This is a genomic window from Pseudomonas sp. NPDC087817 (genome assembly GCF_044742875.1).
Taxonomy (GTDB): Bacteria; Pseudomonadota; Gammaproteobacteria; order Pseudomonadales; family Pseudomonadaceae; genus Aquipseudomonas.
Genome location: NZ_JBIUVJ010000028.1, coordinates 1 through 23,476 on the forward strand (window position 1 = coordinate 1; position 23,476 = coordinate 23,476).

The 23,476-nt window shown below is 51.6% G+C and carries 22 protein-coding genes and 1 pseudogene; 11 read left to right on the forward strand and 12 right to left on the reverse strand.

Annotated features, from left to right (window positions below; genetic code table 11):
• Positions 1-884: 884 nt before the first annotated feature.
• From ACIONG_RS17960 to ACIONG_RS17970, 3 genes are read left to right on the forward strand one after another with little or no spacing between them, the layout of a single operon-like run.
• Positions 885-1,151: a hypothetical protein gene (locus tag ACIONG_RS17960; RefSeq protein WP_401301565.1), complete on the forward strand. Its 267-nt coding sequence runs from the start codon at positions 885-887 to the stop codon at positions 1,149-1,151.
• A 36-nt stretch (positions 1,152-1,187) separates the two neighbouring features.
• Positions 1,188-2,138 (forward strand): radical SAM protein, encoded by a 951-nt coding sequence (locus tag ACIONG_RS17965; RefSeq protein ID WP_401301683.1) that lies wholly within the window; start codon positions 1,188-1,190, stop codon positions 2,136-2,138.
• Positions 2,135-3,961: a radical SAM protein gene (locus ACIONG_RS17970; RefSeq protein WP_401301568.1), complete on the forward strand. Its 1,827-nt coding sequence runs from the start codon at positions 2,135-2,137 to the stop codon at positions 3,959-3,961. Before ACIONG_RS17965 ends, ACIONG_RS17970 begins: the two co-directional genes overlap by 4 nt.
• A 445-nt stretch (positions 3,962-4,406) precedes the next feature.
• On the opposite strand, the gene ACIONG_RS17975 is transcribed toward ACIONG_RS17970, so the two are convergent.
• Entirely contained in the window at positions 4,407-4,772 is a 366-nt protein-coding gene (locus ACIONG_RS17975) for a LexA family protein (protein WP_401301570.1), read from the reverse strand.
• Between the two features lie 619 nt (positions 4,773-5,391).
• Between ACIONG_RS17975 and ACIONG_RS17980 the strand changes: the two genes are divergently transcribed.
• Positions 5,392-5,691: a hypothetical protein gene (locus ACIONG_RS17980; protein ID WP_401301573.1), complete on the forward strand. Its 300-nt coding sequence runs from the start codon at positions 5,392-5,394 to the stop codon at positions 5,689-5,691.
• Between the two features lie 29 nt (positions 5,692-5,720).
• Here the strand turns inward: ACIONG_RS17980 and ACIONG_RS17985 are convergent, their stop codons facing one another.
• The 5 genes from ACIONG_RS17985 to ACIONG_RS18005 form a co-directional block, all read right to left on the reverse strand.
• Entirely contained in the window at positions 5,721-6,278 is a 558-nt protein-coding gene (locus tag ACIONG_RS17985) for an HAD domain-containing protein (protein ID WP_401301576.1), read from the reverse strand.
• A 42-nt stretch (positions 6,279-6,320) separates the two neighbouring features.
• Positions 6,321-6,515 (reverse strand): hypothetical protein, encoded by a 195-nt coding sequence (locus ACIONG_RS17990; protein ID WP_401301579.1) that lies wholly within the window; start codon positions 6,513-6,515, stop codon positions 6,321-6,323.
• Between the two features lie 60 nt (positions 6,516-6,575).
• The gene (locus ACIONG_RS17995; protein ID WP_401301582.1) at positions 6,576-7,139 is read right to left on the reverse strand and encodes a hypothetical protein; all 564 of its coding nucleotides are present in this window, start codon (positions 7,137-7,139) and stop codon (positions 6,576-6,578) included.
• A 78-nt stretch (positions 7,140-7,217) separates the two neighbouring features.
• The gene (locus tag ACIONG_RS18000) at positions 7,218-7,622 is read right to left on the reverse strand and encodes a DUF6957 family protein (RefSeq protein ID WP_401301585.1); all 405 of its coding nucleotides are present in this window, start codon (positions 7,620-7,622) and stop codon (positions 7,218-7,220) included.
• Positions 7,623-7,644: 22 nt separating this feature from the next.
• Positions 7,645-7,965 (reverse strand): hypothetical protein, encoded by a 321-nt coding sequence (locus tag ACIONG_RS18005; protein ID WP_401301588.1) that lies wholly within the window; start codon positions 7,963-7,965, stop codon positions 7,645-7,647.
• Between the two features lie 303 nt (positions 7,966-8,268).
• Here ACIONG_RS18005 and ACIONG_RS18010 point away from each other — a divergent pair, with 303 nt between their 5' ends.
• From ACIONG_RS18010 to ACIONG_RS18020, 3 genes are all read left to right on the forward strand, one after another.
• Positions 8,269-8,733 carry a helix-turn-helix domain-containing protein gene (locus ACIONG_RS18010; protein ID WP_401301591.1) on the forward strand — a complete coding sequence of 155 codons (465 nt, stop codon included), beginning with the start codon at positions 8,269-8,271 and terminating at the stop codon, positions 8,731-8,733.
• 215 nt (positions 8,734-8,948) lie between these two features.
• A complete protein-coding gene (locus tag ACIONG_RS18015) occupies positions 8,949-9,983 on the forward strand; it encodes a glycosaminoglycan attachment site (RefSeq protein ID WP_401301594.1) in 1,035 nt (344 codons plus the stop codon).
• Between the two features lie 35 nt (positions 9,984-10,018).
• Positions 10,019-11,239: a hypothetical protein gene (locus ACIONG_RS18020; protein ID WP_401301596.1), complete on the forward strand. Its 1,221-nt coding sequence runs from the start codon at positions 10,019-10,021 to the stop codon at positions 11,237-11,239.
• Positions 11,240-11,487: 248 nt separating this feature from the next.
• Here ACIONG_RS18020 and gmtX read toward each other — a convergent pair whose 3' ends face one another.
• The 3 genes from gmtX to gmtY form a co-directional block, all read right to left on the reverse strand.
• Complete coding sequence (gene gmtX / locus ACIONG_RS18025; RefSeq protein ID WP_401301597.1) at positions 11,488-12,084, reverse strand: gamma-mobile-trio protein GmtX; 597 nt, start codon at positions 12,082-12,084, stop codon at positions 11,488-11,490.
• Positions 12,081-15,674, reverse strand: coding sequence for a VPA1269 family protein (locus ACIONG_RS18030; protein WP_401301599.1), 3,594 nt, complete (start codon positions 15,672-15,674; stop codon positions 12,081-12,083). Before ACIONG_RS18030 ends, gmtX begins: the two co-directional genes overlap by 4 nt.
• Before the next feature lie 67 nt (positions 15,675-15,741).
• On the reverse strand, positions 15,742-17,133 hold the full coding sequence (gene gmtY, locus ACIONG_RS18035) for a gamma-mobile-trio recombinase GmtY (RefSeq protein WP_401301601.1): 1,392 nt from the start codon (positions 17,131-17,133) through the stop codon (positions 15,742-15,744).
• Positions 17,134-17,278: 145 nt separating this feature from the next.
• Here gmtY and ACIONG_RS18040 point away from each other — a divergent pair.
• Positions 17,279-17,608, forward strand: a pseudogene (locus tag ACIONG_RS18040) (GreA/GreB family elongation factor); the annotation flags it as partial.
• A 6-nt stretch (positions 17,609-17,614) separates the two neighbouring features.
• Here ACIONG_RS18040 and ACIONG_RS18045 read toward each other — a convergent pair.
• The 3 genes from ACIONG_RS18045 to ACIONG_RS18055 all read right to left on the reverse strand — a co-directional run bounded on the left by ACIONG_RS18045 (position 17,615) and on the right by ACIONG_RS18055 (position 20,141).
• Entirely contained in the window at positions 17,615-17,923 is a 309-nt protein-coding gene (locus ACIONG_RS18045; protein ID WP_103304724.1) for a hypothetical protein, read from the reverse strand.
• Between the two features lie 249 nt (positions 17,924-18,172).
• Positions 18,173-18,607 carry a DoxX family protein gene (locus ACIONG_RS18050; protein WP_103304723.1) on the reverse strand — a complete coding sequence of 145 codons (435 nt, stop codon included), beginning with the start codon at positions 18,605-18,607 and terminating at the stop codon, positions 18,173-18,175.
• Positions 18,608-18,719: 112 nt separating this feature from the next.
• Positions 18,720-20,141: a transglycosylase SLT domain-containing protein gene (locus tag ACIONG_RS18055; RefSeq protein WP_401301605.1), complete on the reverse strand. Its 1,422-nt coding sequence runs from the start codon at positions 20,139-20,141 to the stop codon at positions 18,720-18,722.
• Between the two features lie 236 nt (positions 20,142-20,377).
• Between ACIONG_RS18055 and ACIONG_RS18060 the strand changes: the two genes are divergently transcribed.
• The 3 genes from ACIONG_RS18060 (at position 20,378) to ACIONG_RS18070 (ending at position 23,475) form a co-directional block, all read left to right on the forward strand.
• A complete protein-coding gene (locus ACIONG_RS18060) occupies positions 20,378-21,184 on the forward strand; it encodes a TatD family hydrolase (RefSeq protein WP_401301608.1) in 807 nt (268 codons plus the stop codon).
• A 214-nt stretch (positions 21,185-21,398) separates the two neighbouring features.
• Positions 21,399-22,880: a methyl-accepting chemotaxis protein gene (locus ACIONG_RS18065; RefSeq protein ID WP_401301612.1), complete on the forward strand. Its 1,482-nt coding sequence runs from the start codon at positions 21,399-21,401 to the stop codon at positions 22,878-22,880.
• 229 nt (positions 22,881-23,109) lie between these two features.
• Complete coding sequence (locus tag ACIONG_RS18070) at positions 23,110-23,475, forward strand: terminase (protein WP_401301615.1); 366 nt, start codon at positions 23,110-23,112, stop codon at positions 23,473-23,475.
• Position 23,476 lies beyond the last annotated feature (1 nt).

Consider the following 23,476-nt stretch of genomic DNA (forward strand, 5'->3'; position numbering starts at 1 on the left):
GACGGTAGGCAAGTGAAATCTCTGTAAGAACAAGCGTCAATGTCCATGGGGACGCCATCTAACTTTGGACGTCCACGGTATGCAACTTATTCTTATCAATGCTGTAAACCTCCACAGCCGGCACCAACGACTCGATCACACTCATCACTGGCTGGCTCATGTCCCCGTAAAGGGCATAGTTGATGAAAAACGCCACGATGCTATCAGCACGACACGAGCAGTTAGTGCGCTTCAACATAATGATTCTAAATGACATTAGTCAATTACACTTTCTCCCCTAGAGTACCAAGCTCACTAAATAACGACTTTTGGCCAAGGTGTACCGCTGCAGAGAATGGGTACGATAAACCCGAATTTGCCGATCAGCGCCCAAAGTGAGCGGTCGTTAGCACAAAATGATCAGACACGCTGGAGTTAAATCTAAGGCAGGGAGGATGAGAGAAGCGAGCCCATTCGGAACCTCATGTAGTTGGTGCTCCATCACCCTAACCGGCTTCTTATTGCGATTTGCTATTGATTTCAGGGGATAGCTTACCCTTAGTTAGGAATACTTAGCCAAGCTAACAACTCCATTAGCGCGACAAGCATCAATCAAATAGTCAGTTTTTTCAATAAGTTAGAAAACTCTACACCTAGCCTACATCTCTGCGAAGCGTAACAGCTTGATTTTTTTTTCTGATCACACGAGCTTTCGGCCAACAGGTTTTATTTTTTGGTCTATAACAAAGCTTACAAAGCATCCACCAACCCGACACAACGACATCAGGAGGCGGTATTTAACACATAACCGTGTTAGCAAGACTCAGCATTACAATGCAACAAAAAATTTGGCAGCTCAGCCGGAAAAACATAAGCGAGACTTCCACACATACAGGAGTTTGAAAATGTCCAAAATAAACCTCAATGACATTGCTGAAGCTTGGGAAATTCTTCATCGTGCAAGAACCACCATCAGAGATGTTAAGGATGAAGGATTTCCCGAGGGCTCTGAGTTGAGAATCAATAAAGCTTTACATCATTTAGAAAATGCTCAGTCCTATCTGGGAAAATACTTGGCATCCGAAAAAATCGGGCTAGACAAAATGGCCGGTGCGGGTGCACTTGGTTATCCGAGTGATATGGCAGACAAAAGAGCTGACAAGGGAGAGTAGCCCTTGCACATAGATGCCTTTACGTCAGTGAATTTAGTGCTGACCTCATCATGCAATTCAAAGTGCAATTCGTGCTCATATTGGTTATGTGAAGCAAAACATCTTCCTATGGAGAAAATTTCATTAATAGCAAATGAACTTTCTAAAAGTGACATCAAATCCATCCGCTTGACCGGGGGAGAACCGACCTCACACCCACACTTTATTGAAATAGCAAAGATACTTAAATCTCGACAAAATGCAAAAATAATACTTAATACGCACGGTCACAATTTAATTGAAATTTTCCCAAAAATCAAAAACTACATTGACGGATACATCATCTCCCTTGATGGCAGCACTAGAGAGACGTATAAATCAATTCGCGGCGTAGATTGGTTTGATGAAATAGTGCGCATCCCCAAAGAAATCCATCTATTTTCTGAAAGAATATTTGTTGGGTATACCTGCGTAATACAGAATAAGAATTTACATGAGCTAACAGAAATTCTGAATATTGGAAAGAATTCAGGCGCAGACATGATGTCATTTACTCTACCAACCTTTAGCGAAGGAGTCTTTAACAATGACAGTGGAAGAATACTAAAACAACAACGTGGGTTATGGATAACAAGCGAACAAGATGTAAATTTTAAAATTCAGCTCGAAGCTTTAAAAAGCAGCCGACTACAAAATGGCAACAACTTCATACTTCAATCTGACGGGGTACTGGATAATTATTTTGAAATACTAAAAACTTGGAGAGAAGGAAAAGCCCACACTCTCCCTGATCACAAGTGTCACGTCCCTAAAAGCTCAGTTGTATTCAGTGAAAATGAGCAGATAAAACCATGTTTCATGCTAAAAGCGGCCTGGGCTCTGAAGCCTGACAACAACCTAAATTCTGAAAATATTTTGATTTTTCGTGAGAACTTCTATAAAGCACCGACGCCAACCGAATGCAAGTCCTGCTATGTATATCCTCATGTAATGGAGAACGATATATGACAAGAAATGTTTCTCTTATATCTTTACCGTGGCCAAGAGCAGAGCACCTTTCTATTCAACTTGGCGTGCTTGCTGCCTATCTACGAGAGCGAGGCATTTCTGTAATTCAGAAAAACTACGCAAGAGAACTGCCAGCAATTATTGGCATTGAGCAATATAGATTAATGCTTCAAAATGAGCTACAAGGGTACGAGGCTGCAACAATACTTTTCCCCAGCAAACGCCGAAGCATTAAGAAATTGTTCAAAAGCGTAATCGGTACCGATAACGACTTTAGGAAATATATTGCAGACTGTATTAAATACTATAGATTAACTCACAATGATTTACTTTTAACAAATAGTTTTATATACGGTTTTACGACATCATTTTTACAGCTTTTACCTTCCCTGCTAGTTTCTAGATTATTAAAAAACTCCAAACCTGATTGTTTAATAGTTTTCGGTGGAGCAGGAATTACGAAAGAGTTTGGAGTGGCCATTCTAGAGCATTTTTCTTGGGTTGATATAGCAGTGTTCGGAGAGGGTGAAGAAACCTTATTAGACATCTACAACGCCACGAATCAAGATGCAAATTTTGACTTAAGCAAAGTAGATGGCATTGTCTATCGCGACAACTTTCGTTGCATAAAATCAAATACCCCTCGCAGGAGATTGGAAAACCTTGACACGCTTCCAACCCCCGACTTTAGTGGGCAAGAGCATCAATGGATTTCTGAAGCAGAAAGTATCAATTTAATGCCAACCATTACAATAGAAGGATCAAGAGGTTGTTTTTATGGCAAGTGCACCTTTTGCAATCTAAATATGCAGTGGGATAACTCAGCGAGAAAAAAAACCGATGAAAAAATTATAGATGAAATAACAAAAATACTAAAACAGCAGGACAGCTTTAGAATATTTATGTGTGACACAAACGTATCGGACAGAAAAAGTTTTTTCGAAAAACTAGCCAAAAAACACTCTGATCTAGATATATTCGTAGAGGTGTCTGGACACAAAGACGGCCGCGATTTCGAGTTCTATCAAACACTAAGGCGGGCAGGGGTATCTCAGATACAGATTGGAATAGAAGCGCTAAGTACCTCTCTGCTAAAAAAAATACGAAAAGGAACTACCGCCATTGAAAATATTCAGCTACTCAAATGGTGTGCAGTGGCAGGCATACGCGTCTATTACAACATTATGTATTTGATACCTGGAGAGTCTCAGGAGGAAATCGAAGGCACAGCATTAGCTATAGAGTTTGCAATGCATTATGAGCCACCCGGAAAGCTTTGTCGCTACATATACTCGCACAATAGCCCTGCAATGGAAAATCCATCTCTATTCTCTATCAAAGGAGGAGAATTGCCAAGCGAGATTAAAAGAATATTTAATGATGAGTGGGCTAAAAAGCTGGCGCCACTTCTAACTCCTATTGTAGGCCTTATCCCCGACCCTACAGCTCCGTACGGGGACTGGAATCATGTAAAATACAAAATAGATGCTTGGCGCAAATTGTTTGATTCCAATAGCAAGATGCCAAGTGTTTATTATCGTGACATGGGGCAGCATCTAGTAATTGAAACACTATCCGGAGAGGATTCAGATTACATAACTCTGAGCGAGCCGTACAGATCAATAATACTTATGTGCGATATGAGCATTCGCAAAATCGACTCAGTGCTAACGTCAATAAGTGGCCCTACTGACTTCATCCAAAGCGCCATTGATGATCTATTTGAAGCACGTCTTCTTTTCAAAGAAAATGGACGCTTACTTTCAATTCCTATAAAGCGAGATGTAGGAAGGCATGGATACATAAGATCTTCGGCTTTTTAACTTATTACTACAAACCACTCGGCAGGATGAATCGTCCCAGGTTTCATAGACGAATCGACCGACAGGTTTGTGCCGGTTCAGCTGGTCGTGGACGGAAGAAATTAGCCACCAATCGACACGGAAGGTCGAAGGGCGAGCGGGGTCAGGCGGTGCAACAGTACCTCGAACGCAGGCCACCAGATGACCAGAGACAGCAACGCAAGTCCGCGCCCCCTGCCATTATCATGCACATCCATTCCGCCACCGTAAGACGAAGATCAATAATCGCCTCTCCATCTTGGCGGGTGTATCCACAAAGCCACCGATCATGTCTGTCCCGTGAGCGCGGACGAGGCTGGGTTGATTTCACGTCTTCTGCGTCTGAATCTTCGGTAATCACCGAATGCTCTTCGCATATCTTACTGCTCTCTTTAGGGCTGAGGGTCATAAGGCCCAGATGATCAGCTCATCGGATGTAACGCAGCCGATTGCCTGCGTTCTTGGACATTAGGATGATGCTGGGGCTATACGTGCAAAGACGCGTGCACACCGGTTCCGAATTCACTGCAGCGATCACGATGCCGTGTTCGGCTGTTATCGAGCGATCAACAACACCCATATCACCATCGAAGATTCCAGCACCCTCCATGCTGCTCCCCTCGATGCGCACCAGGTAGATATGGGGAGTCCGAATGTCCAGCAGTTCATCGATTGATATGTGCCGCTCGAGATGTTCCGCAGCCGGCGATGGGAATCCCGCAGGTACTTTGAATGAATAAAACGGGAGCTGGACTCCCCCTTCCGCGAGGGGGCCAAGGATGGTGACGCTCATGGAAATGGTGTCGCATACAAACTGTATATACATACAGACAACGTCGAAGCACGCTTGCGGTCATTCTCGCGCTTGGGAAATTGCGACCGATGGATTTTCGAGGAGCGTAACTACCGGGTCGGCCGAGTAAGATGAGGCACTGCATTTTGATTCGACCTGGGATTTGTCAGTCGTCTCCCCTGGGATCGAATTTGTCCCCATACTTAGCGTGCAACGCGCGATTGCACTCGATCCTCCTTATCCACGGATCGTAGTCTTCAGGCAATGCGGCGAGCCTAGCGCTGATGATCATTTGCACTGTTTCGTCACACAGTAACCTGCTGGTCAACTCGCGATATTCGCCACGCGTAACCACACCATAAAAGGCGTGATTGTCTTTGACGTATAGGTCAGTCATTCCCACCCGCATATGGCCATACTTTTGTACGTCATCCGGGTAGATGTCCTCTAGACTGAGGTGCCCCATATCGAACTCCAGGCTTCAAAGGCTCCATCGAACGCCTGCGCCATCATTGAAATCGTTCCTTCGCGCCAGCGCCTACTAAAGCCAGCCAACAGCAAGCCATTAGATATGCGCATGATAGCCTCGGCACAGACATCACTGCTCTGAGAGTCCGCTTTGAGCACACCTGACGCACGTGCCGATTTCAACACCCTGATCAACGCACCAAAATTTTCGGACGACCCAGTCGGGCAGCACCAAAAGAAACGGTGGCGACTGCTGGCTGAAGACATTTACCAAAGCACCACAATCGAGGCACTCCTGGAAGCGAGAGGCAAAGCTGAAGGCTACATCCATGGCCTTGTAGATGCCGGACACCTGTCGACCAAGGACTACGAGCGTGATTACCTAATTCTGTGTATCGCTCAAAGGCGGCGTGAATTCCTGCGCAAATTGCTGAACGAATACGGTTACTGAAGTAGTTACCTCACGACTTAGCAGCAATGTCAAAGCGTTTCGGGGAATGTTTTTTTCGCATCCATCAAGGCTTTCAGCTTGAGCCGTAGTTCCTCCTGGATCGTCACTGAGCTAAGGCCCAAGTCAGGATCAGTGCGTATCAACCGTCGATCGTGATCTGGCCAACTTTCAAAAGGATCATCATCCAGGGCGATCCAATTCGTCAGGCCTGCCCTAGTTACTGCAGCACGGATCTGCTGATAGCGACTGTACATGTCATAGCCCTCAAGAGGCGCCTTGGGCATCCTTGAATGCCATGTACTGCTCACGGTAAGAGTCTGCAACTCGGGTGGCAAGGCAGCGCGTGCACGGCGGTAACCGAGGATGCGCACCCAGCTTGTCGATAAGCTGATTTTGACTTGAGGAAATTCCTTCAGTATCTCTACCAGGATTCCGGCATGCATCATGAGTTGCCCGGGTGCACGCAACTCCAAACCACTCCGGGTACGGTATACGTCGTCCGGGTGCAGCACCCCGTCATAATCGAGAAATAGAACTCGATCATTCGGCGCCAGCCGGCTGCTTGTCTGGAAGTTCGAATCAAGCATGGTAAAGATCTCTCAAAGCCGGCCTTCCTGGGAATTAGCTGCTTACCGTGGAGAGCACTGCCGTAGGCACGCAATCAAGTCCGTCAGTAGCTCGTCAAGACTTACCAGGCCATCCGCATATCGCTGCATCTCAGCAAGGTGCGAAGAGGAAGGCCTCACACCATCGACTACCTGACAAGCAAGAACCTCAGCCACTGCCTTGCGACGTCGTTCGCGCTCGAAATCATCGGTCTCCACGTGCCACCTCTCCTTCGCCTACAAAAGCCTCCACCACAGGGGAAGCCTTGCTTGAAGCGCTTACTTAAACGCCTTACTGAAGCGCTGAGAAAGCGTCGTAGCATCGATCACCGCCCAGCTTTCCGGTTGGCTACTTTTTCGAATAAAGTTAATCGCACATCCAACCATGAACGCCCCAGCAGCGACTCCTTCCCAAGCCGCAGCCTTAAACGTCGCCGGAACGAGATAACTAGGGTTGACGCTACCCGTTACGAGGTGGATCGGATAAGGCGAAATGAAGCAACCAGCAACGGCCACCGCAATCATCAATGGTACCGCTGCGACTAGCATTAGAATCGGTACTTTGATCTGGTACTGTTTCGCCGCGACAAGCTTGCCGCTCGAGCCCTTTACTGCGTAGATGATGGCTTTGTTTTCAGTCTTGTCTTTTTTCTTCGTGAAGATGCCGTACAGGGTCACTCGCTCCCCCGCCTCAATCTCTTCAAAAATCTTTCCTGGCAGCAAAACACTCGGCAATACCTGCCCATCGATAACGATGCGCGCGGTCACAGTCCCCTGCTCTGTAGCAATCACTCGTGGCTTCTCGATCACTCCAGTGACCCGCCGGCAATCAAATCGAATCAAAACGATGCTCCTGCAATTTTTTAAGGCGTAGCTAATCGCACTGCCTGAATGGCAGCGTGGGTGAAAGTGTTGAGTCAGTTACGCTCGAAACGAAAAAACGGTACTAAGTGCTGCTGGCTTCCTTAAACCATCACCAAGCAATAGGTAGACCGTGCTCTTAGTTTCAAACATGTACGGGTGGTCATGCGAAACTCCGAAATTGGTGCGCACCCAATGCCCTGGTTGGAAGCGCTGTCGGCTGTCCTGGACGACTTCGTGGGAGTAGACAGCTTTTGGTAGCAGCCCCATTGATGCGAGTCGATCCTGCTCCGCCTGAGTAAGTTGGAGATCAGCGATGATCCATTGCTTCACTAGGCAGAAAGGCTTCCCCGGAAAAGTCTTTTCAGCAAGCCCTATTATTTCTTCTTGCGCGCCATGCCAACCAAGAACGACTTCCCCACTTCCGTAAAAAAACTGAGCAATCTCATCAAGTGTTACTGACATGGCGCCTCCAGTGTTTGAACCATCATGTGCGTGCACTGGTGTAGATATGGCCCGTTCCGGTGATGAACTCGTATACGGGGTTTTCCTCGGTGCCAAGCTGGATACGAATTTCAGAGAGAAGCTCCATTGCGTATGACCCCTGCTCGCTCTTTGTGGGTGGCAGTATGAGATGGATGTTCGTCACGATCAGGAACTCACCCTGCTCAGCTGCACGCATCATCTCAACGGTCTCCACATCTGTAACGAGGTGCGCAACCGGGCTAAAGCCACCATCCTCCAATCCCATTCCCTCAATCAGAAACGAGTACTCGCACCGACTGATGTCGACCGACTTCCAGAGCATTCGAGTGCTGTCCGGAGTTCTAAATTGCCCCTGCAAATTACTGCTATTGGTTACAAACACTGCGGATAAACCCTATTTCAAACCCTGCCAAGCTCTGAATAAGCTCAGCGTAGGCAGGCCTTCGATTGACCCTGCTCATGCTTCTGGCAACCGGATAGGGATGCTGCCGAAAGGCACGCGATTCCTTGGCGCTATGAATCCTGTTGAATGGCCATCATAAGCAAATATCCCACCATTAACAATTAGAGATATTTGGTGGGCCATTGCGAGTATGGCTCTATCCTTCATTTTGAGAAATTGAACGTGAAGGAAGAGCTAGCCGTCACGCTGCGCGCCATCCGGCAAATGAAAGGAGTGGGTTATGAGGCCCTGGCGGGAACCATCAGCCAGAGCAACCTTAGCTTGCTCGAGCAAGGGAAAATCCAGGCGACGCTACCGACCCTCGTCAAGATCGCCGAAACGCTCGACATCAACCTTCTGACTCTATTGGCGTTGTGCTTAGCGATCCGTGACAAAGAGGCTCCTGAACATTTGATAAAAAATGCGCAAAAAGAGCTTCAACGCTTCATCGACTCTGGTGGCCTTAAAGTCATGGAGGATCAGATTCAGGACGGAGCATTGAAAAAACGATCTCGAGGAACTCGAGCGGATGCTCAGAGGGTCAGTGCGGTTGTTGAACTGAAAAAGCAGGGCCTGACGCAAGCTGAAGCTGCGCGTGAATTGGGGCTGCCTACATCAACGGTTCAGAGATATTGGCAGAAGGACTGATACCTTGAGAACAGACCTTCCGCCTCGCTGCGCTCCGTCACCAAGCTTATGGCATTTCGCTAGAAAGGCCGTCATCAGGGACAGCTAACGACGAGGACGACGCTGGCCGTTCAATGCGCTGATAAACGCTCAAGATATTAGGAAGACTCCATGCTCGATATTGGTAGTGACCCCGCAATCAATCTTTGAAATCACCATGATGGAGTGCTCAGCACATGCCCATTGATCTGTTTTCCCCTCAGGTCGCTACCGCTGCGCAGCATCCGATCTTCCAGATGATGACAGCAGACATCTATGGCCCTGAGCGCGCTGTGTTGTCTGAATGGGCCGAGGGCTTCGAAGATCGTGATGGAAAGTTTGTAAAAGAACTCCAAACCACCTTCGAGTCCTCGTTTTGGGAGCTGTATCTGTTCGCGGCTCTCAAGGAATGGGGGCTGCCCATTGATCCTCGTCACCATGCGCCCGATTTTGTCGTTGAGGGCGAAGTCCCATTTTGCCTGGAAGCGACGATCGCAAACCCGCCAGCTGGAGGGCAGCCCGCTTACGGCTTCTCCATGGCCCATCCACCGAAAGACTTCACAGACTTCAACATCGAGTCCACCTTGCGGATCTGCAACAGCTTCGATGCGAAGGTTAGAAAATATAGGAACAGCTACTCAAAACTTGCGCAGACTCAGGACAAACCCTTCGTCATAGGCATTGCATCATTCGACAGACCGCACGCGCATTTTGCGGCCGGACGCCCGATCATGGCCGCACTCTATGGCCTCTATCACGATGAAGCCGCGACCAAATCTGGCGATACACACGTCGCCTCTTACAACGTTACAGCCGCCCCGAAAAATGCCAACACCAACATCGAAGTCGGGTTATTTTGCGATGACTCGTATGCCGAGGTCTCTGCTATCGTTTACAGCAGTCTCGCGACCTGGGGGAAATTAAGGGCATTAGCAGAGAACGCTGATGCCCTCTCCGTTTACTGCACGCTCCACCCCAACCCAGGAAGCCTGCATCCGATCATGCGTTCCGCGATAAAACGAGACTACAGCGAACATCTGATGGATGGATTGTATGTACTCCACAATCCCTTCGCTCGGCACCCCATGCCACCGGGATTGCTGAGTCACCCTCGTTTGTGTGAAGTAAACGTCGCCCCGGACGGAGAGCTCATCATGAACGCGCCGGACGATTTTTTGCTATTGAGGATGCTGCAAACGGTAAAACTCACTGACGCTCCGGAGCAGGTCTAAAGACCGTATTTTCTTGCAGGTAGGGATGGAAAGATTTGATTGAACTACTGAAGTCCAAGATCGGGCTGCTGCACGGCGCAGAGCTCGAAAAGTTCGTGCGTCGACTGCTGCCAACCGTGTCCAGCGATTACGAGTGCTTGACCGATACGCTGAATTACCTGGGTCGGGTAACAAAGGGCCCAGTTGATCTGCTGGCCTACAAGAAGGCTGGTGACCGTTACATAGCCGTACTCTGCAGCGGTCAGGGCCCCGGCCTCAAAGCAAAGATCTTGGACGACATTGAAAAGCTTCACCGCAAGGATTGCGAAATCCGCGACATGATCGACGAGGTCGTTATCTGCGTATCGGCTTCAGTGGGCACGAGCGAGGCGAGTTTTCGCAAAGCATGTGCTCGCCATGGCTGGGCATCAACGACCTACGCCCTCGATCGGCTGGCTTACCTTGCCAATGAAAGCCCTGAGATCACCGAAGCCCTTTGCGCTGTGGAAATCTCGGCGGTGAGAAAGAGGCTGGATGCGGAGCAAAAGCCGCGCCCCATTGCAAATCCTAGCGAGACGAAAAAACGCTTCTACAACTGCGGTAAACGGGTTAGCGCCGTGAGAACGAGTCTGTCGATGTCCCCAAGTCAGTTCGTCGACCTGATCGATTACGACAGCGAGCAGCGACTCGGTTATTTGGAGTCTGAGACGATCGAGATGAGCCAGGCAGAGATCGCCAGTGTCTGCAACGCCACGGGCGTCTGCGCCGAATGGCTAACCCATGGAGAAAGGGATATGTTCCCAGTAGAATCCATATCTACTTACCACTGGGAACAAATGAAGTGGCTGAAGGACGCATGCCCAGCATCGGTTCACGTGCTGATCAACGACAAAACTCAGCAGCTGGTAGTGCTGGCTCACTTGCATTCAAAGAACTGGAAGATCTACAGCGTAGTGTTCGACATAAACTTCGCGGCCTGGTGGGGAGATCACTACCAAATCCCAGAGGTGTACGACATGCTCAAACAGCTGGCGGACGACTACCGGGGGCGAATCTATGGCAGGGTGATTGGCCCCAAGGAGCATGCCGACATCTTATCAGGGCAAATCCACCCTGCACTTTTCATGAAAAAAACCAACGCTGCCGGTACTAACTGGTTTGACGACATTTTCGACTATGACCACAAGTATCCGATCGCCGAAAACTACGAGGGTTGGTACGGGTCGTGGTTTACAACGGCGCAGGATTATTTCAGCCGGTTAGTACCGAGGACGTAGCCATCGATCCTAGCAGAGGCCGATGGCAGTAACGGAGAATGGCCAAGCCATACCTAGAATCCCGCTAAGTTCAGGGCGATGGCACGCACGAGGGGGCAGCGGTGAGGACGAAAATCCGAACTACAAAATCATAGCTGCGTAGTTCAAGTCGGATGGACGCTATGGGCACGGCGCTTTTATGAGTCCGTGCTCCACTCTCTTTGACACCACCCTAGGTTCGATTGCGTTTTGAGCCACTTCGTTTGGAATCAGTGATGCTTCAGGATCTTTGTTAAAGCATCCAGCGTTCCCGGTTTGAACACAACTTTCCCTTGCTCATCGACCACTGTTCCCTTACCGCCCACCTTAAGATGCCAAGCTGTGAGGAAGTCTTCTGACATCAAGTGCTCTATCGCACGACGCTCCACAGGCGTGAGTCGATACTCCGACTGACTGCCGACTCTATCGTCGATACGAATCTCCATCCCAGGCAGTATCAGCTCCTTATTCAGGCGTTCAGCTTCTGCGAGTTTAGAGAGTGTAATGTTCACCATGAGCCGAATTCTTGGGTCTTCAATTTCATCAACCCAAGCATCAGCGGACTTCGCCTTAGGTACGCGCCTGGGCACGCCTTTACTACCTTCAAAACACTTAATCAGCGCCCGGTAGTTTTCACCGGTCTTGTTTCGGATGCTTTGTACTTTCGGAACGCCCCGCCCAGCCCCTAGCCGAGCAATGGAGGCAAAGGAAAAGTCTGCTACTCCCCGTTCAACCTGCTCCTGGCACACAGCGAACACAGCATCAAGCGTCTCCCGCTGCCGTGGTGCCTTTTCCTTCAAATGGGCCAACATCTCGTCAGGTGTCACACCATCACCTCTCTCAAATCCAACAGTCGTGGCGCCTTCGAAGCCAACAACCCGATAAACTCATCGTTCGTAATTCTCTCTTCATCACCCAAGTCTTCCAGCAAAACCTGCCCAGCTACCACTTGGTCGACGCGTTCCCAAGACTTCAATCGCTGCAGCAAGAACTTCGTCACTTGGTTCCCCACCACCAATTGCTCCTTTTCACTCAGGCTGCACATTGCCGGCCGGATCCTGTTGATCAGAGACATGTTGTCAATCATCTGTGACCTGCGAGGTGTTGCAAAGTCAGCAGAGGCGGACTGGAAAATACTAGCGTTGACGCACACTTCATTCAGTTGTTGGAACAACGACGTTTGCTCGATCTCGACTTTGAATTCGTTCTGATCATGCACAACAAGCTGTACCTGGCCATCACGCTCACTGTCCTGTTGAGCAATCACAGCTTTGCACTCATTGATCTGCTTGGTCAGCATCTGTATGTCACACAGAAACATGTCCATCTTTTTGGCCACACTCTCCTTCTCAGACTGCAGCTTGCCCTTCTCGAGTTCAGTGCGGTTACGTACGCTTTGATCAAAGAAGCCACCGATCTGCTCCATGTCGTACTCAAGATCGTCTTGCTCCGCGATTTTTTCATCGCAGCCTTCGATTTCTTTCTCGAAGTCAAAATAGTGCTCCGACAGAAAATTGAGGCGAAGGGAAATTTCATTCCATAGCGAAAGCAAGCCCCCTAAGAACATTGGCCCGGTGATGAAATGCCTACAACGGATGCAGTTTTGCATACCCAGATATCCCGCCGGAGTAGCATGCCACACCTGTGTCGCACCTACGGCAGGCCCGCCGTCATCGCAACGCGACGCTGCATAAGGACATAAACCGTAGTCACGAACCAAGGTGCTGCCGACGTTCCCTGCTCGCAGTGCCATCAAGGCTTGCTCACTGTTGGCGACCATCTGGTGAGTCAGTTCATCAAGTCTATTTTGCGCGAGCATATCCTGGGCCGCGTAAGCCTGATCCCTCAATGCTAGCTTTTCACCCTCATCCATTCGACGACGCAAGACAGCAGCACCCACCTTCACGTAGTAGATACTCATCACGATCGAGGCATGCCCAGCTAGCTTCATGATCACTTCAATCGGCAGACCGAACTCCATCACATAGGCAGTGATCAAGCTGACACGCATGCTATGCGGAGTGTACTTGGAATCGTAACGGGACAATGTGCTGTGGCTTCCCCCCTCAGCAAAGGTCGCCAAAGTCATGTTTTTTGGCTGTGTAAAATACATAGAGGCGGCTAACCGCTCAGCAAGACGCTGGGAGTAAATAGGAGGTTCCTCCTCTTGGAACGCCCTGAACAGAAAACAGTTGCTCCCCTTACGCTTGAGCTGCACCTCGTTCAGGTTTGTCCGCCTGCATTCCAACCACGGCATCGCGCGGTTGATAGGGTTGTACTTTTCTTGCCACCTCCGCAGCTTAATCATCCAGTAAACCAGCTTCTCAGGCACCCAAGGAACGTCGTATCCTTTGCCCATAAAGCTGGTCTTGTTAGAAGTGAAATGCATACCCCACGCTTCATCGTCGCAGCGTTGAATGAACGCATGCTTGTTTTTGCGTTTGGCTAGCGGGTTTTTATTCTTAAGCCATACAATTTTGTCGCCTTCGATCTCAGCAATGTACTCGTCGGATTCCCCAGAGTCGTTATAGGCAATTTGACGTCCGCGCGCAGGAATTGAAACAAGTGCATAGGCGTGCATCCAGAATCCAGGATACCAAAGCAAAAACTTATCGCCTTGGGTTTTAAAAACACAATCTGGGTCAGAGCGATCAATTAAACTTTCATCGACTTCAAAATAGTCCGCATCAAACTGATGAACGCCAGCTAAATCTGAAAAGGTAGTAGCGTTTTCAGAAACCATCCACTTCTTCATCGCATCAACATACTGAAATGCTAACGCAGGCTTTGTCGACTCGCTAGGCCCGGGCGTACCATCACCTTTGAATTCTAAAGTTGTGAATGGATTGCTCGCCCCTTCCACCCTGACTAACTCACCTGTATCTTCATCCTCAATTGTTAGTTCACTTTTTAACACTGAATCTAAATAGGCATTAACAGCCAGCAGCATAGACCTCCCAATCTGCCTGCTGGTTTGACTTTCCATTAGTGCCTTAAAAGGTTTAATGTCGGTACCTTTTCTTGTTAGAAACTCCCGAGGAGTCCTACCCAAGTCATAAGGCTCGACAAAGTGACGAATAAACCGGCAAATATTCGCTTCTTTACCAGGCTGAGCTTTCACATTTCTCAACCAGTTCTGGGCACTCGGAATCCAGCCTATCCCGCAACCTTTAATATAACTAAATGTATAAGGCTCTGGTTTATCCAAAAACACATGCCAATTTTGCCACTCAGAATAAACTTCTTCTGGCCTGCTGGGCATTCTAGGATCTTGGAGTTTTGCCATTAGATCCTTGTAGTCCCTTATCGTTGCACACTCGTGCGAACCGACAAGCTCCTGAAGTTCATTATAAATGTAAGGGCGCGGAATTTTACAAAGGTCGTACCACTCTACCCACTCATCAGGAAACTTCCGATCCGGATGTGCTGGCAACATCGGATATTTCGAACGAATATCCTTGTATTTAACACTGCTCTTGATGCCGAGGATCTTCACTGCACAGCGGACGTCGTCCAAACAATTGAAATTTTCAGGAAAAAGAAAGGTGGCCCAGCCAGGGAAATCCTTGTACCTGACCATAGGATATTTGGGTAGCCGATCATCAGCCGAACAGCCTTCTTGATATTCAGCACTAGTGGCAAATCGATAAGACGCCGCCACTACCTTGGCTTCCTGCCAAGTTGAACATCTTTTAAGATAGGGGCTAACCCCAAAAACTTCAGGCCAGCTGATCCAGTCTTTTTTATAAATCGCTTCTGGGTGCCCGGGAAGCTTAGCATCCTCTTTATAACGGGCTTTGTACTCAGCGAGACTAGTAATATTCAGATTGCGTACCGCATCCACAAATTTTTTATAGGTAGCATACTTGCCCTTACCAGCTCTCGGAGTGTTGTCGACTTTCAAAAAAAACGCCCACCCCCTCCACTGATCGGAGTAGTAAGACGGAGGATCGCCGGGAAGTAAGGGATTTTGGTAAAAGCGTGTCCGATAATCCATGCTGCTTTTCATTTCCAAGCGCACGGCAGCCGCAGAAGCTTCCGACATTGTGGCATATCGATCTGCCTTAGTCTGGCCGCTGTATTCGGTGAATCCTCTATAATTTTCTCCATAAAATATCGCCGGATAGCTAGGGAGCTTCGGATCTTCTTTATAGCGTTTTTTATATTCTGGCCAGGTCTTAACTCCCAACTTAATTACAGCCTGCCTAGCTTCATCAAAAGCCCGATAGTATCGTGAGTGGCCTGTAAAATCTTCCCATCCTTTATATTCACCCCCATAAGATTTATGCGGATTACTAGGAAGCCCCGGATACTGCTTGTATCTCGCCGTATAATCTTGAAAGGAAGTAACCCCCATTTTCGAAACAACCGCTGAAGCTTCTGCATAGCTCAGAAACTTATTTGAATTCTTTTTCACGCCCCACCCACCCTCATCAAATTACGCCGCGACCTTTAAAGCACCGCACTTCTTTATTTTTGCATTTTTATTGTTTGTTATTTTGCAATCGAGCCTTGGCTAAGTTCTCAGCATGTTCAAAGCTAGCCCTGAGCTCCTCGTCCGTCTGATTGATATAAACCAAACATGAATCCGGATGTTTATGATGCATTGCCTTTTGAATTTCGAGTTGCGATAACCCATAGGCATGCAATCGAAAACCATAGGCATGCCTATGACCATGCTCCGTAGTCCCCAAATGTTTTTCATGCTCTAAACCAATGCGGTTAACGGCGTTCTTGTGCTGGCGCGTAAAATTTTTCAGTGTTTCAGGCTCACCTTTGCTATTGGTAAACGCGTAGGGATGTTCCATACCTACAGGCGCATCGACTCGCTGATGCGCCAAGTAATGCTCGAAGGTATGCAGAAATTCTTTCGCCATCGAAACGGGCGAAAACTGAACCTGAAAATACCCTTGAGTACTGTCATTCAATAAGGGGGCTTTCCAACCCGCATGCAGTGCTTCTGATCTTGGATAATCAGTTCTAGGCTTTAAGCGATACCGGCGCGCCAGGAACTCTCTCCTAGAGCTATATCGTTCATCAGGAGATGCCCCGAATGAGGGATGGTAGATCCTGACCACCGCTTCGCCTCGTTTTTTATCAACGATGATGTCCTGAAGATAAAGCTGAAATGCCTCACTTTTTCTGATACCCCCATAGTGCATCAATAACGTCAGCGCTCGCCCTTTGTAGTCGATGAAAGCGTGCTTGCCGGCATTAGGGTCTTCGTGACGGCGCACCCAACCATTAACTAATAGGTTGTGGATCTCATTCTCCGGAAATCGCTTCGTCACGCGCCCACTTGACTTCGGTGTTCTGCTCGTCCGAATCTCCCGAACCAGCTCGTTCCTCTTGGCCGCCTCTTCGGGATCGCTCAAGTGAGACAGGAAGACACCTGCCTCCTTGTTGTAATAGGCGCACCAATTCATCCTCTCCTCTGCAGAGCTCGCCTTGCGGAAAGGATTCGCGCGTTTGGTGTGGTACTCCGGACGCCCTGCCAACCAATCCGTGTATTTGGTCAGGTGGTACAGAAGCGTGCGGAAGTCATCGGGCTTTCGAGGTACCCAATACAGGCCACTCGGGTCGTTCAGAGTCTCGGTGTTGATCGTCCCAAATTCGATCGCTTGAGCGAAGGCAGCCAACAGCTCTCTCGTCTCCTCGAATCTGCCCGTATTCGCATTGAGATACTGGATCAATATCCTTACCGCGAACACGCTCCTTTCCCTCCACGACGCACTCTTAGTTGGCTCGCTTGCCAGGTATCTCAGGTGCGATATCAACACTCCCCCTTCCGTTAGCACACCGGGCAGCTGGATCTCACGTCCCGTATCGTCATTCCGGTACCTAACCTTCACTTTGGCTACGTAAGCCATTCTCATCTCTCCCAGCGGCTCCTACGCACTCATAGTACTCAGTACCTATTATGCGAATATTGCACATAGCTTAAGAAGGAGGAATGCAGAAAGCCACCCCCCTTTCGAGAGAGGATCGGGCTAATTAGTATGTATTTGGTAGGAGTGCTAATACACCTACGGCAAGAAAATGCTGCGCGAGATCGACAGTCGCGTGCGCTTTCTGACCAAACGCCTGGAAGCATTGAAAGTCGTCAGTGAAAAACCCAGCGATCCGAACAAGGTCTACTTCGGCGCCTGGGTGACCATCGAAGACGAAGACGGCAAGCAATCGCGCTACCGCATCGTCGGCCCGGATGAACTTGACCTGAAACTGGGCCTGATCAGCATCGACTCGCCATTGGCCCGCGCCTTGATCGGCAAGGCGCTGGATGCAGAAGTGCGAGTGCAAACGCCCACTGGCGAGCAATTCGTCTATATCGTGGCGATCGAATACCTGTAAGGCGTATCAGCGGCGAGTGATCAGGCCCTGTCGTGCAACGCGGGTCAGTTGCTTGATCATCTCCGGCGCATCTTGCGCACACGGCGCCTGAATTACCGCCAGATCAAAACTGTCACTGGCAAAGCGCGCCAGCGACTCACCGTCTTCAACAAACTGGATCAGGAACGCGGCAGGACCGCCACTGCGACGTGGCCAGCCATCGAGATAACGCAACAGCGTCGGCTGATGTTTTCCGCCAAGGAGGATTTTCGGGTTGCGCTGGGTGATGTGTGCCGTGATCGGCGCGGGACGTGCTGGAGGGCGTAGTGCATTCATCGTGTCGTGTCTCTGCCTCAAAAGTCTGCATGGCAGGTGAGAGGCAACACCGAACCAGCGCTTTAGCGGTATTTCGAAGCCCTGTTCCGGCTTCTGACGGCAACTGTTGAAGTCACCTGGCGCCCCGCAAGTAGCTGTTTAAATCGGCGCATGGGCAACATCCTAGAGAACGTGACCGATCAGTGTCAAGAATCAGCCGCAACAAAAAAGGCCCGCACAATGCGGGCCTTTTGGCTTGACCTAGAGCGCTCAACCGGCGATGGCGCGATCCACCGAAAGCTTGCCGGCACCTTCGATCAGTACGGCGAGGCTGCCACCGAGCAGGGCCAGTGCGAACTCGTAGCCGTTGTTGGCCATGAACAAGCCGTTGCTGATGTGCACGGTGAAGATTGCCACCAGCGACAGGAAGGTCAGGCCCAGCGCGGCCGGACGCACCAGCAGGCCGATGATCAATGCCAGGCCAGCGAAGAATTCAGTGCCGCCAGCCAGCGTAGCCATCACGTAGCCCGGGTGCAGGCCAATGCTGTCCATGTACTGCGCGGTGCCCGCCAGACCGTAACCACCGAACAGACCGAAAAGCTTCTGCGAACCGTGGGCGGCGAAGATCACGCCGACAGCAATGCGCAGAATGGTCAGACCGTAACCAGCGCGGGTGAACAGTACTTTGTTGATCAGAGAGCTCATGGGGCGTTCCTTGTTTTTGCGAGAAGTTGTGTGTGTTGGTTGGCCGCTATATTAATCAGTTAATTTCATGTTAAAAGCGCAAATATTCCGCCATAACAATCAAATTATTCGATCATTTTCGTGAGACGACTTTCTGCGCCCCGGGCTCCAACGACTCCCGCTCCCGGTCGAACGCCAAGTAATACTTGTTCACGCTATTAACATAGCTGACGGGCCCCATTCCCACCTGCTCCATGGCGATGCGCTCGACCTGGAAGAACCACTGGTTGGGATTCAACCCACGCCGGCGGGCCTCGGCACGCATGCCCTGCACTCGCTCGGGGCCGATGTTGTAGGCCGCCAGCGTGAACGCCATGCGCTCGCGCTCATTGAGTTTTGGGCTGTTGAAGAATTTGCGACGGATCATTGCCAGGTACTTGGCTCCGGCCTGCACGTTTGCATCGAGATTCTGAATATTGTTGACGCCGACCCGTTGCGCGGCGGACGGGGTGATCTGCATCAGGCCGGTCGGGCCACTGCCGCTGCGGGCATTGGGTTGCAGCGCCGATTCCTTGAACGCCAGTGCTGCCAGATTCAGCCAATCCATGCGCTGTGCTTCGGCATGCTTTTGCAGGGTTGGCCGCAGTTTTTCCAGACGCTGGCGATCAGCCTTGGCCAATGGATAGTGAACTTGATAGAGACGGCGATAGATGCGCAGGAACGCCGCGTCTTCGTTCGCCGGTTTCTTGTAACCGGAGAGGAAGCGATCAATGCTCGCGCGCAGCATCGAAGCATCCCGGCGCACGAACCAGTATTCCTCGCCCGGCTCGCTGATCATCACCTGTCGATCAAATCGCAGTTTTGGCAGGATCTTGCCCCAGCGCTCGGCAATCGGTTGCTCGACGATGGTCAGGTGAAAGATTCCGCCCTGGACCATTTCCAGCACGTCTTCGACCGCCAGTGTCGGGTCGACCCATTCGATCTTGATCGGCGCCAGTTTGTGCAAGGCCAGTTTCTGATTGAGCTGGCTGACCGCTTCGCCCGCCGCACTGCCGGTGGGCAGCGCGAGGGTTTTACCGGACAGTTGCTCGACCTTGGTGTAGCGCCGCTCGCCCTTGATACCAACCAGCACCAGCGGCACGTTGCTGGCGATCGGCTCACTGCTGGCTACCGCGTGCCCCGGTTGCAGCTCAAGCAATTCACCCGGCGCGACCAGATCGCCTTCGCCGCGCTGCAATGCACCGAGCAATTGATCCTTGGCTTTGGGAATGATCTTGAGAGTGATTTCCTGACCGTCACGGGCATGACCGTTGAGGTATTGCTCGAAGGCGCGCAGGCGATGGTATTCGATACCGATGGACTGACCCTGGACTTCGCCGGAGCTGTTGCGGCTCTGGTTGACCAGCACCCGCAGCACGCGACTGCTGCGAATTTCCGCCAGATCGCGGACTTTCGCTGCCGGCACGGCTTGTAGCGGCCCGGGCAGGCGCGCAACCGCCGTCATCGGCAGTAGCAACGATCCACACAACAGCAACAAAACCGAGGGACGAACCATCCACTCTCCGAAAAGAATACGGGGCGATTTCACCGCTGAACGGTCGAAATCACCGACGAAAACAGAGCGCCATGAGCGCTGGCAAAGTGCGAGAGACTGGCACAGTAGTGGCAACTTTGCCAAACCGGGCTGCGTCGCGGCATCAAAAGACAGCTATAACTCGTTGTAGTTCTTGGCTTTTCTTATGAATCTACAGCTCTGGTATGCTTTCCGGCCTTCGGCCCGAGGTAGCAACCATGCAACTCATCGATATCGGCGTCAACCTGACCAACCCAAGTTTCGCCGACAAACACCAGGCCGTCCTCGACCGCGCCTATGCGGCCGGGGTCTGCCAATTGGTGCTGACCGGCACCAGCGTCGAGGGTAGCGAGCAAGCACTGGAGCTGTGCCAGCAACTGGATGACGGCGGGCAACGCCTGTTCGCCACCGCAGGGATTCATCCGCATTCGGCCAGTGACTGGAATGCTGACAGCGCCCGCCGTCTGCGCAGTTTGCTGAAGGAAACCAACGTGGTGGCGGTGGGTGAATGCGGACTGGATTTCAACCGTGATTTCTCGCCGCGCCCGCAGCAGGAAAAAGTCCTCGAAGAACATCTGGCGTTGGCCGTCGAACGGCAACTTCCGGTTTTCCTGCATGAACGCGATGCCAGTCAGCGCCTGCTGGAAATTTTGAAAGACTTCCGCGATCACCTTCCCGCCGCCGTGGTGCATTGCTTCACAGGCGAGCAAAAGGCGCTGTTCAGTTATCTCGACCTGGACCTGCACATCGGCATTACCGGCTGGATCTGCGACGAACGCCGGGGCACGCACTTGCATCCGCTGGTCAAAGAGATCAAACGCGGACGGCTGATGCTGGAGAGCGATGCGCCGTACCTGTTGCCGCGCACCTTGCGCCCGAAGCCGAAGAATGGTCGCAATGAACCGGCGTATCTGACCGAAGTGCTGCGCGAGGTGGCGTTGCATCGGGGTGAGACCGAGGAAGATCTGGCGGCGCATTCCACCGCTTGTGCTCGCGCATTCTTCAAGCTCCCCTGTCTCTCCTGACACACCAGAATTCTCCCTGTAGGAGTGAGCCTGCTCGCGATGGCGGCAGCTCATTCAACTTTGAGGCGACTGACACACCGCCATCGCGAGCAGGCTCACTCCTACAAGGGCGGGACCCCATCGCATGTTGACCCATATCAAGATCTGCAGACCTGCGTAGCGGCACAATGCTTGCACCTTGCCAAAACTGTTTCCGCTATCAGAGAAGACCTCCATGGGTGCCTGGCTTAGCAATATCTCGCTGAAATACAAATTCTGGGCGGTCAACGCGGTCGCCTTCGTCACCACCCTGCTGCTGGTGTTGTACGCCGTGCAACTTGAACAGCAGGCCCGCAGCCACGCGGCGCGGGCGTCCGCTAAGGCTCAGGCGCAATTGCTCAAGGCCTGGCCAGTCGGCCAAGCCTTGCCCAAGGCCGATCAGGTGCTGACTTTCAAACGTGGAGAAGCGCCACGCCTCAACGATCAACCGCTGCTGGAGATCACCGACAACCACGGCTGGAACGAGATAAATCACATGCCACTGTTCGGCGATAACCCGTTGATAGGCGCCGAAGTGTTCAGCCGCGCCGATGGTGAGCAAGTCGCGGTGATCGCCTACGGCCCAAGCCTGACGCAGGTATTCAGCGAACGTTTCGCCAATTACGCGGTGGCCGTGCTCATCCTGATGCTGGCGATGCTCGGCGCTTCGCAACTGTTGATCCGCTTCCTGCTCAGCCAGCTCAACACGTTGAAAGATGTGATGTTGCATGTCGAAAAAAGCGGTGACCTTTCCGCCCGGGTGCCGCTGGCCTGCAAAGACGAAGTCGGGCAGATGGCCAATGCCTTCAACGCGATGCAGGCTGGTTATCAACGCGTGGTCACCACTGTCGCCAACACCGCGCAGCAACTGGATGTCGGTGCCGCGCGCCTGGCATTAAGCATGAACGAAGTGCGTCACGGCATGCTCGGCCAGCAAAGCGAAACCGATCAGGCCGCCACGGCGATCAACGAGATGACCGCCACGGTTTATCACATTGCCCAACACGCCGGCGCCACCCGCGATCTGTCGCAGACCGCCGACGGTCTGGCGGGCAGTGGTCAGCAAGTGGTGGCCCGGGTGCAGCATTCGATTGCCGGGTTATCGAGCGGCGTGCAGCAAACCGCCGAGATGATCCAGCGTCTGGCCGAGGACAGCCAGAAGATCAACGGCGTGGTCAGCGTGATCCACAGCATCGCCGAGCAGACCAATCTGCTCGCGCTCAACGCCGCCATTGAAGCGGCCCGGGCCGGCGAGATGGGCCGAGGCTTCGCTGTGGTCGCCGACGAGGTACGCAATCTGGCGAAACGTGTGCAGACCTCCACCGATGAGATCACCACCATGGTTTCGGCGTTGCAGGCCGGCACGCGCGATGCGGTGGATTTCATGCAGGAGAGTTCGTACAAGGCTGACGACTGCGTGCAGCAGGCGCAAGAGGCTGGCGAAGCGCTCGCGGAGATCACCGGAGCGGTGGCGCAGATGCGTGAGAGCAACACGCAAATTGCCGTAGCGGCGGAGCAGCAGAGTCAGGTGGCCGAAGAGATGAATCGCGCGGTGGTGAGCATTCGCGATGTGACCGAGAACACCGTGCAACAGACGGTGGATTCGGCGACCACGAGTAATGAGTTGGCGACGTTGGCCGGGGAATTGAGCAAGGCTATCGGGCAGTTGAAACTTTAAGGGCCCTATCGCGGGCAAGCCCGCTCCCACAGAATCACTGGTGTGCACAAAATCTGTGTTCGGTGGAGATCCCTGTGGGAGCGGGCTTGCCCGCGATGGCGTCAGCCGAACCAGCATCAAATATGACCATTGTCCCTATCACTGCAATAGCCAAGCTTGATTCGCCGCCCTCCCCGCCCCGGCCTATTCTTCAACCCATGTGTTCAACATGGATCGAGGAGTAGTCAACATGGGCAAACGTCACCCCAACCTTCCCGCGTGGCAATGGCGCGCTTACCCGGGCAATCATCAGCACCCGACCAATCTGGTGCTGCACCTGATTGCCGTGCCGTTGTTCATCGTTGCGTTTCTGCTGATCGTGTCCGGGGTGTTCAGCCTGAATCTGGCCAGCGTGGCCATCGGCGTGATCGGTATCGTCGCGGCGCTGGGTTTGCAGCGTCACGGTCACAGCCTGGAGGCGCAAGCCTCCGAGCCGTTCAGTGATCGCACAGATGCCGTGTCACGGTTATTGGTTGAACAGTTTCTGACTTTTCCGCGCTTCTTCCTCAGCGGCGGCTGGTGGCGCGCCTGGCGTGAGCGCCACCGTCGGCATTGAG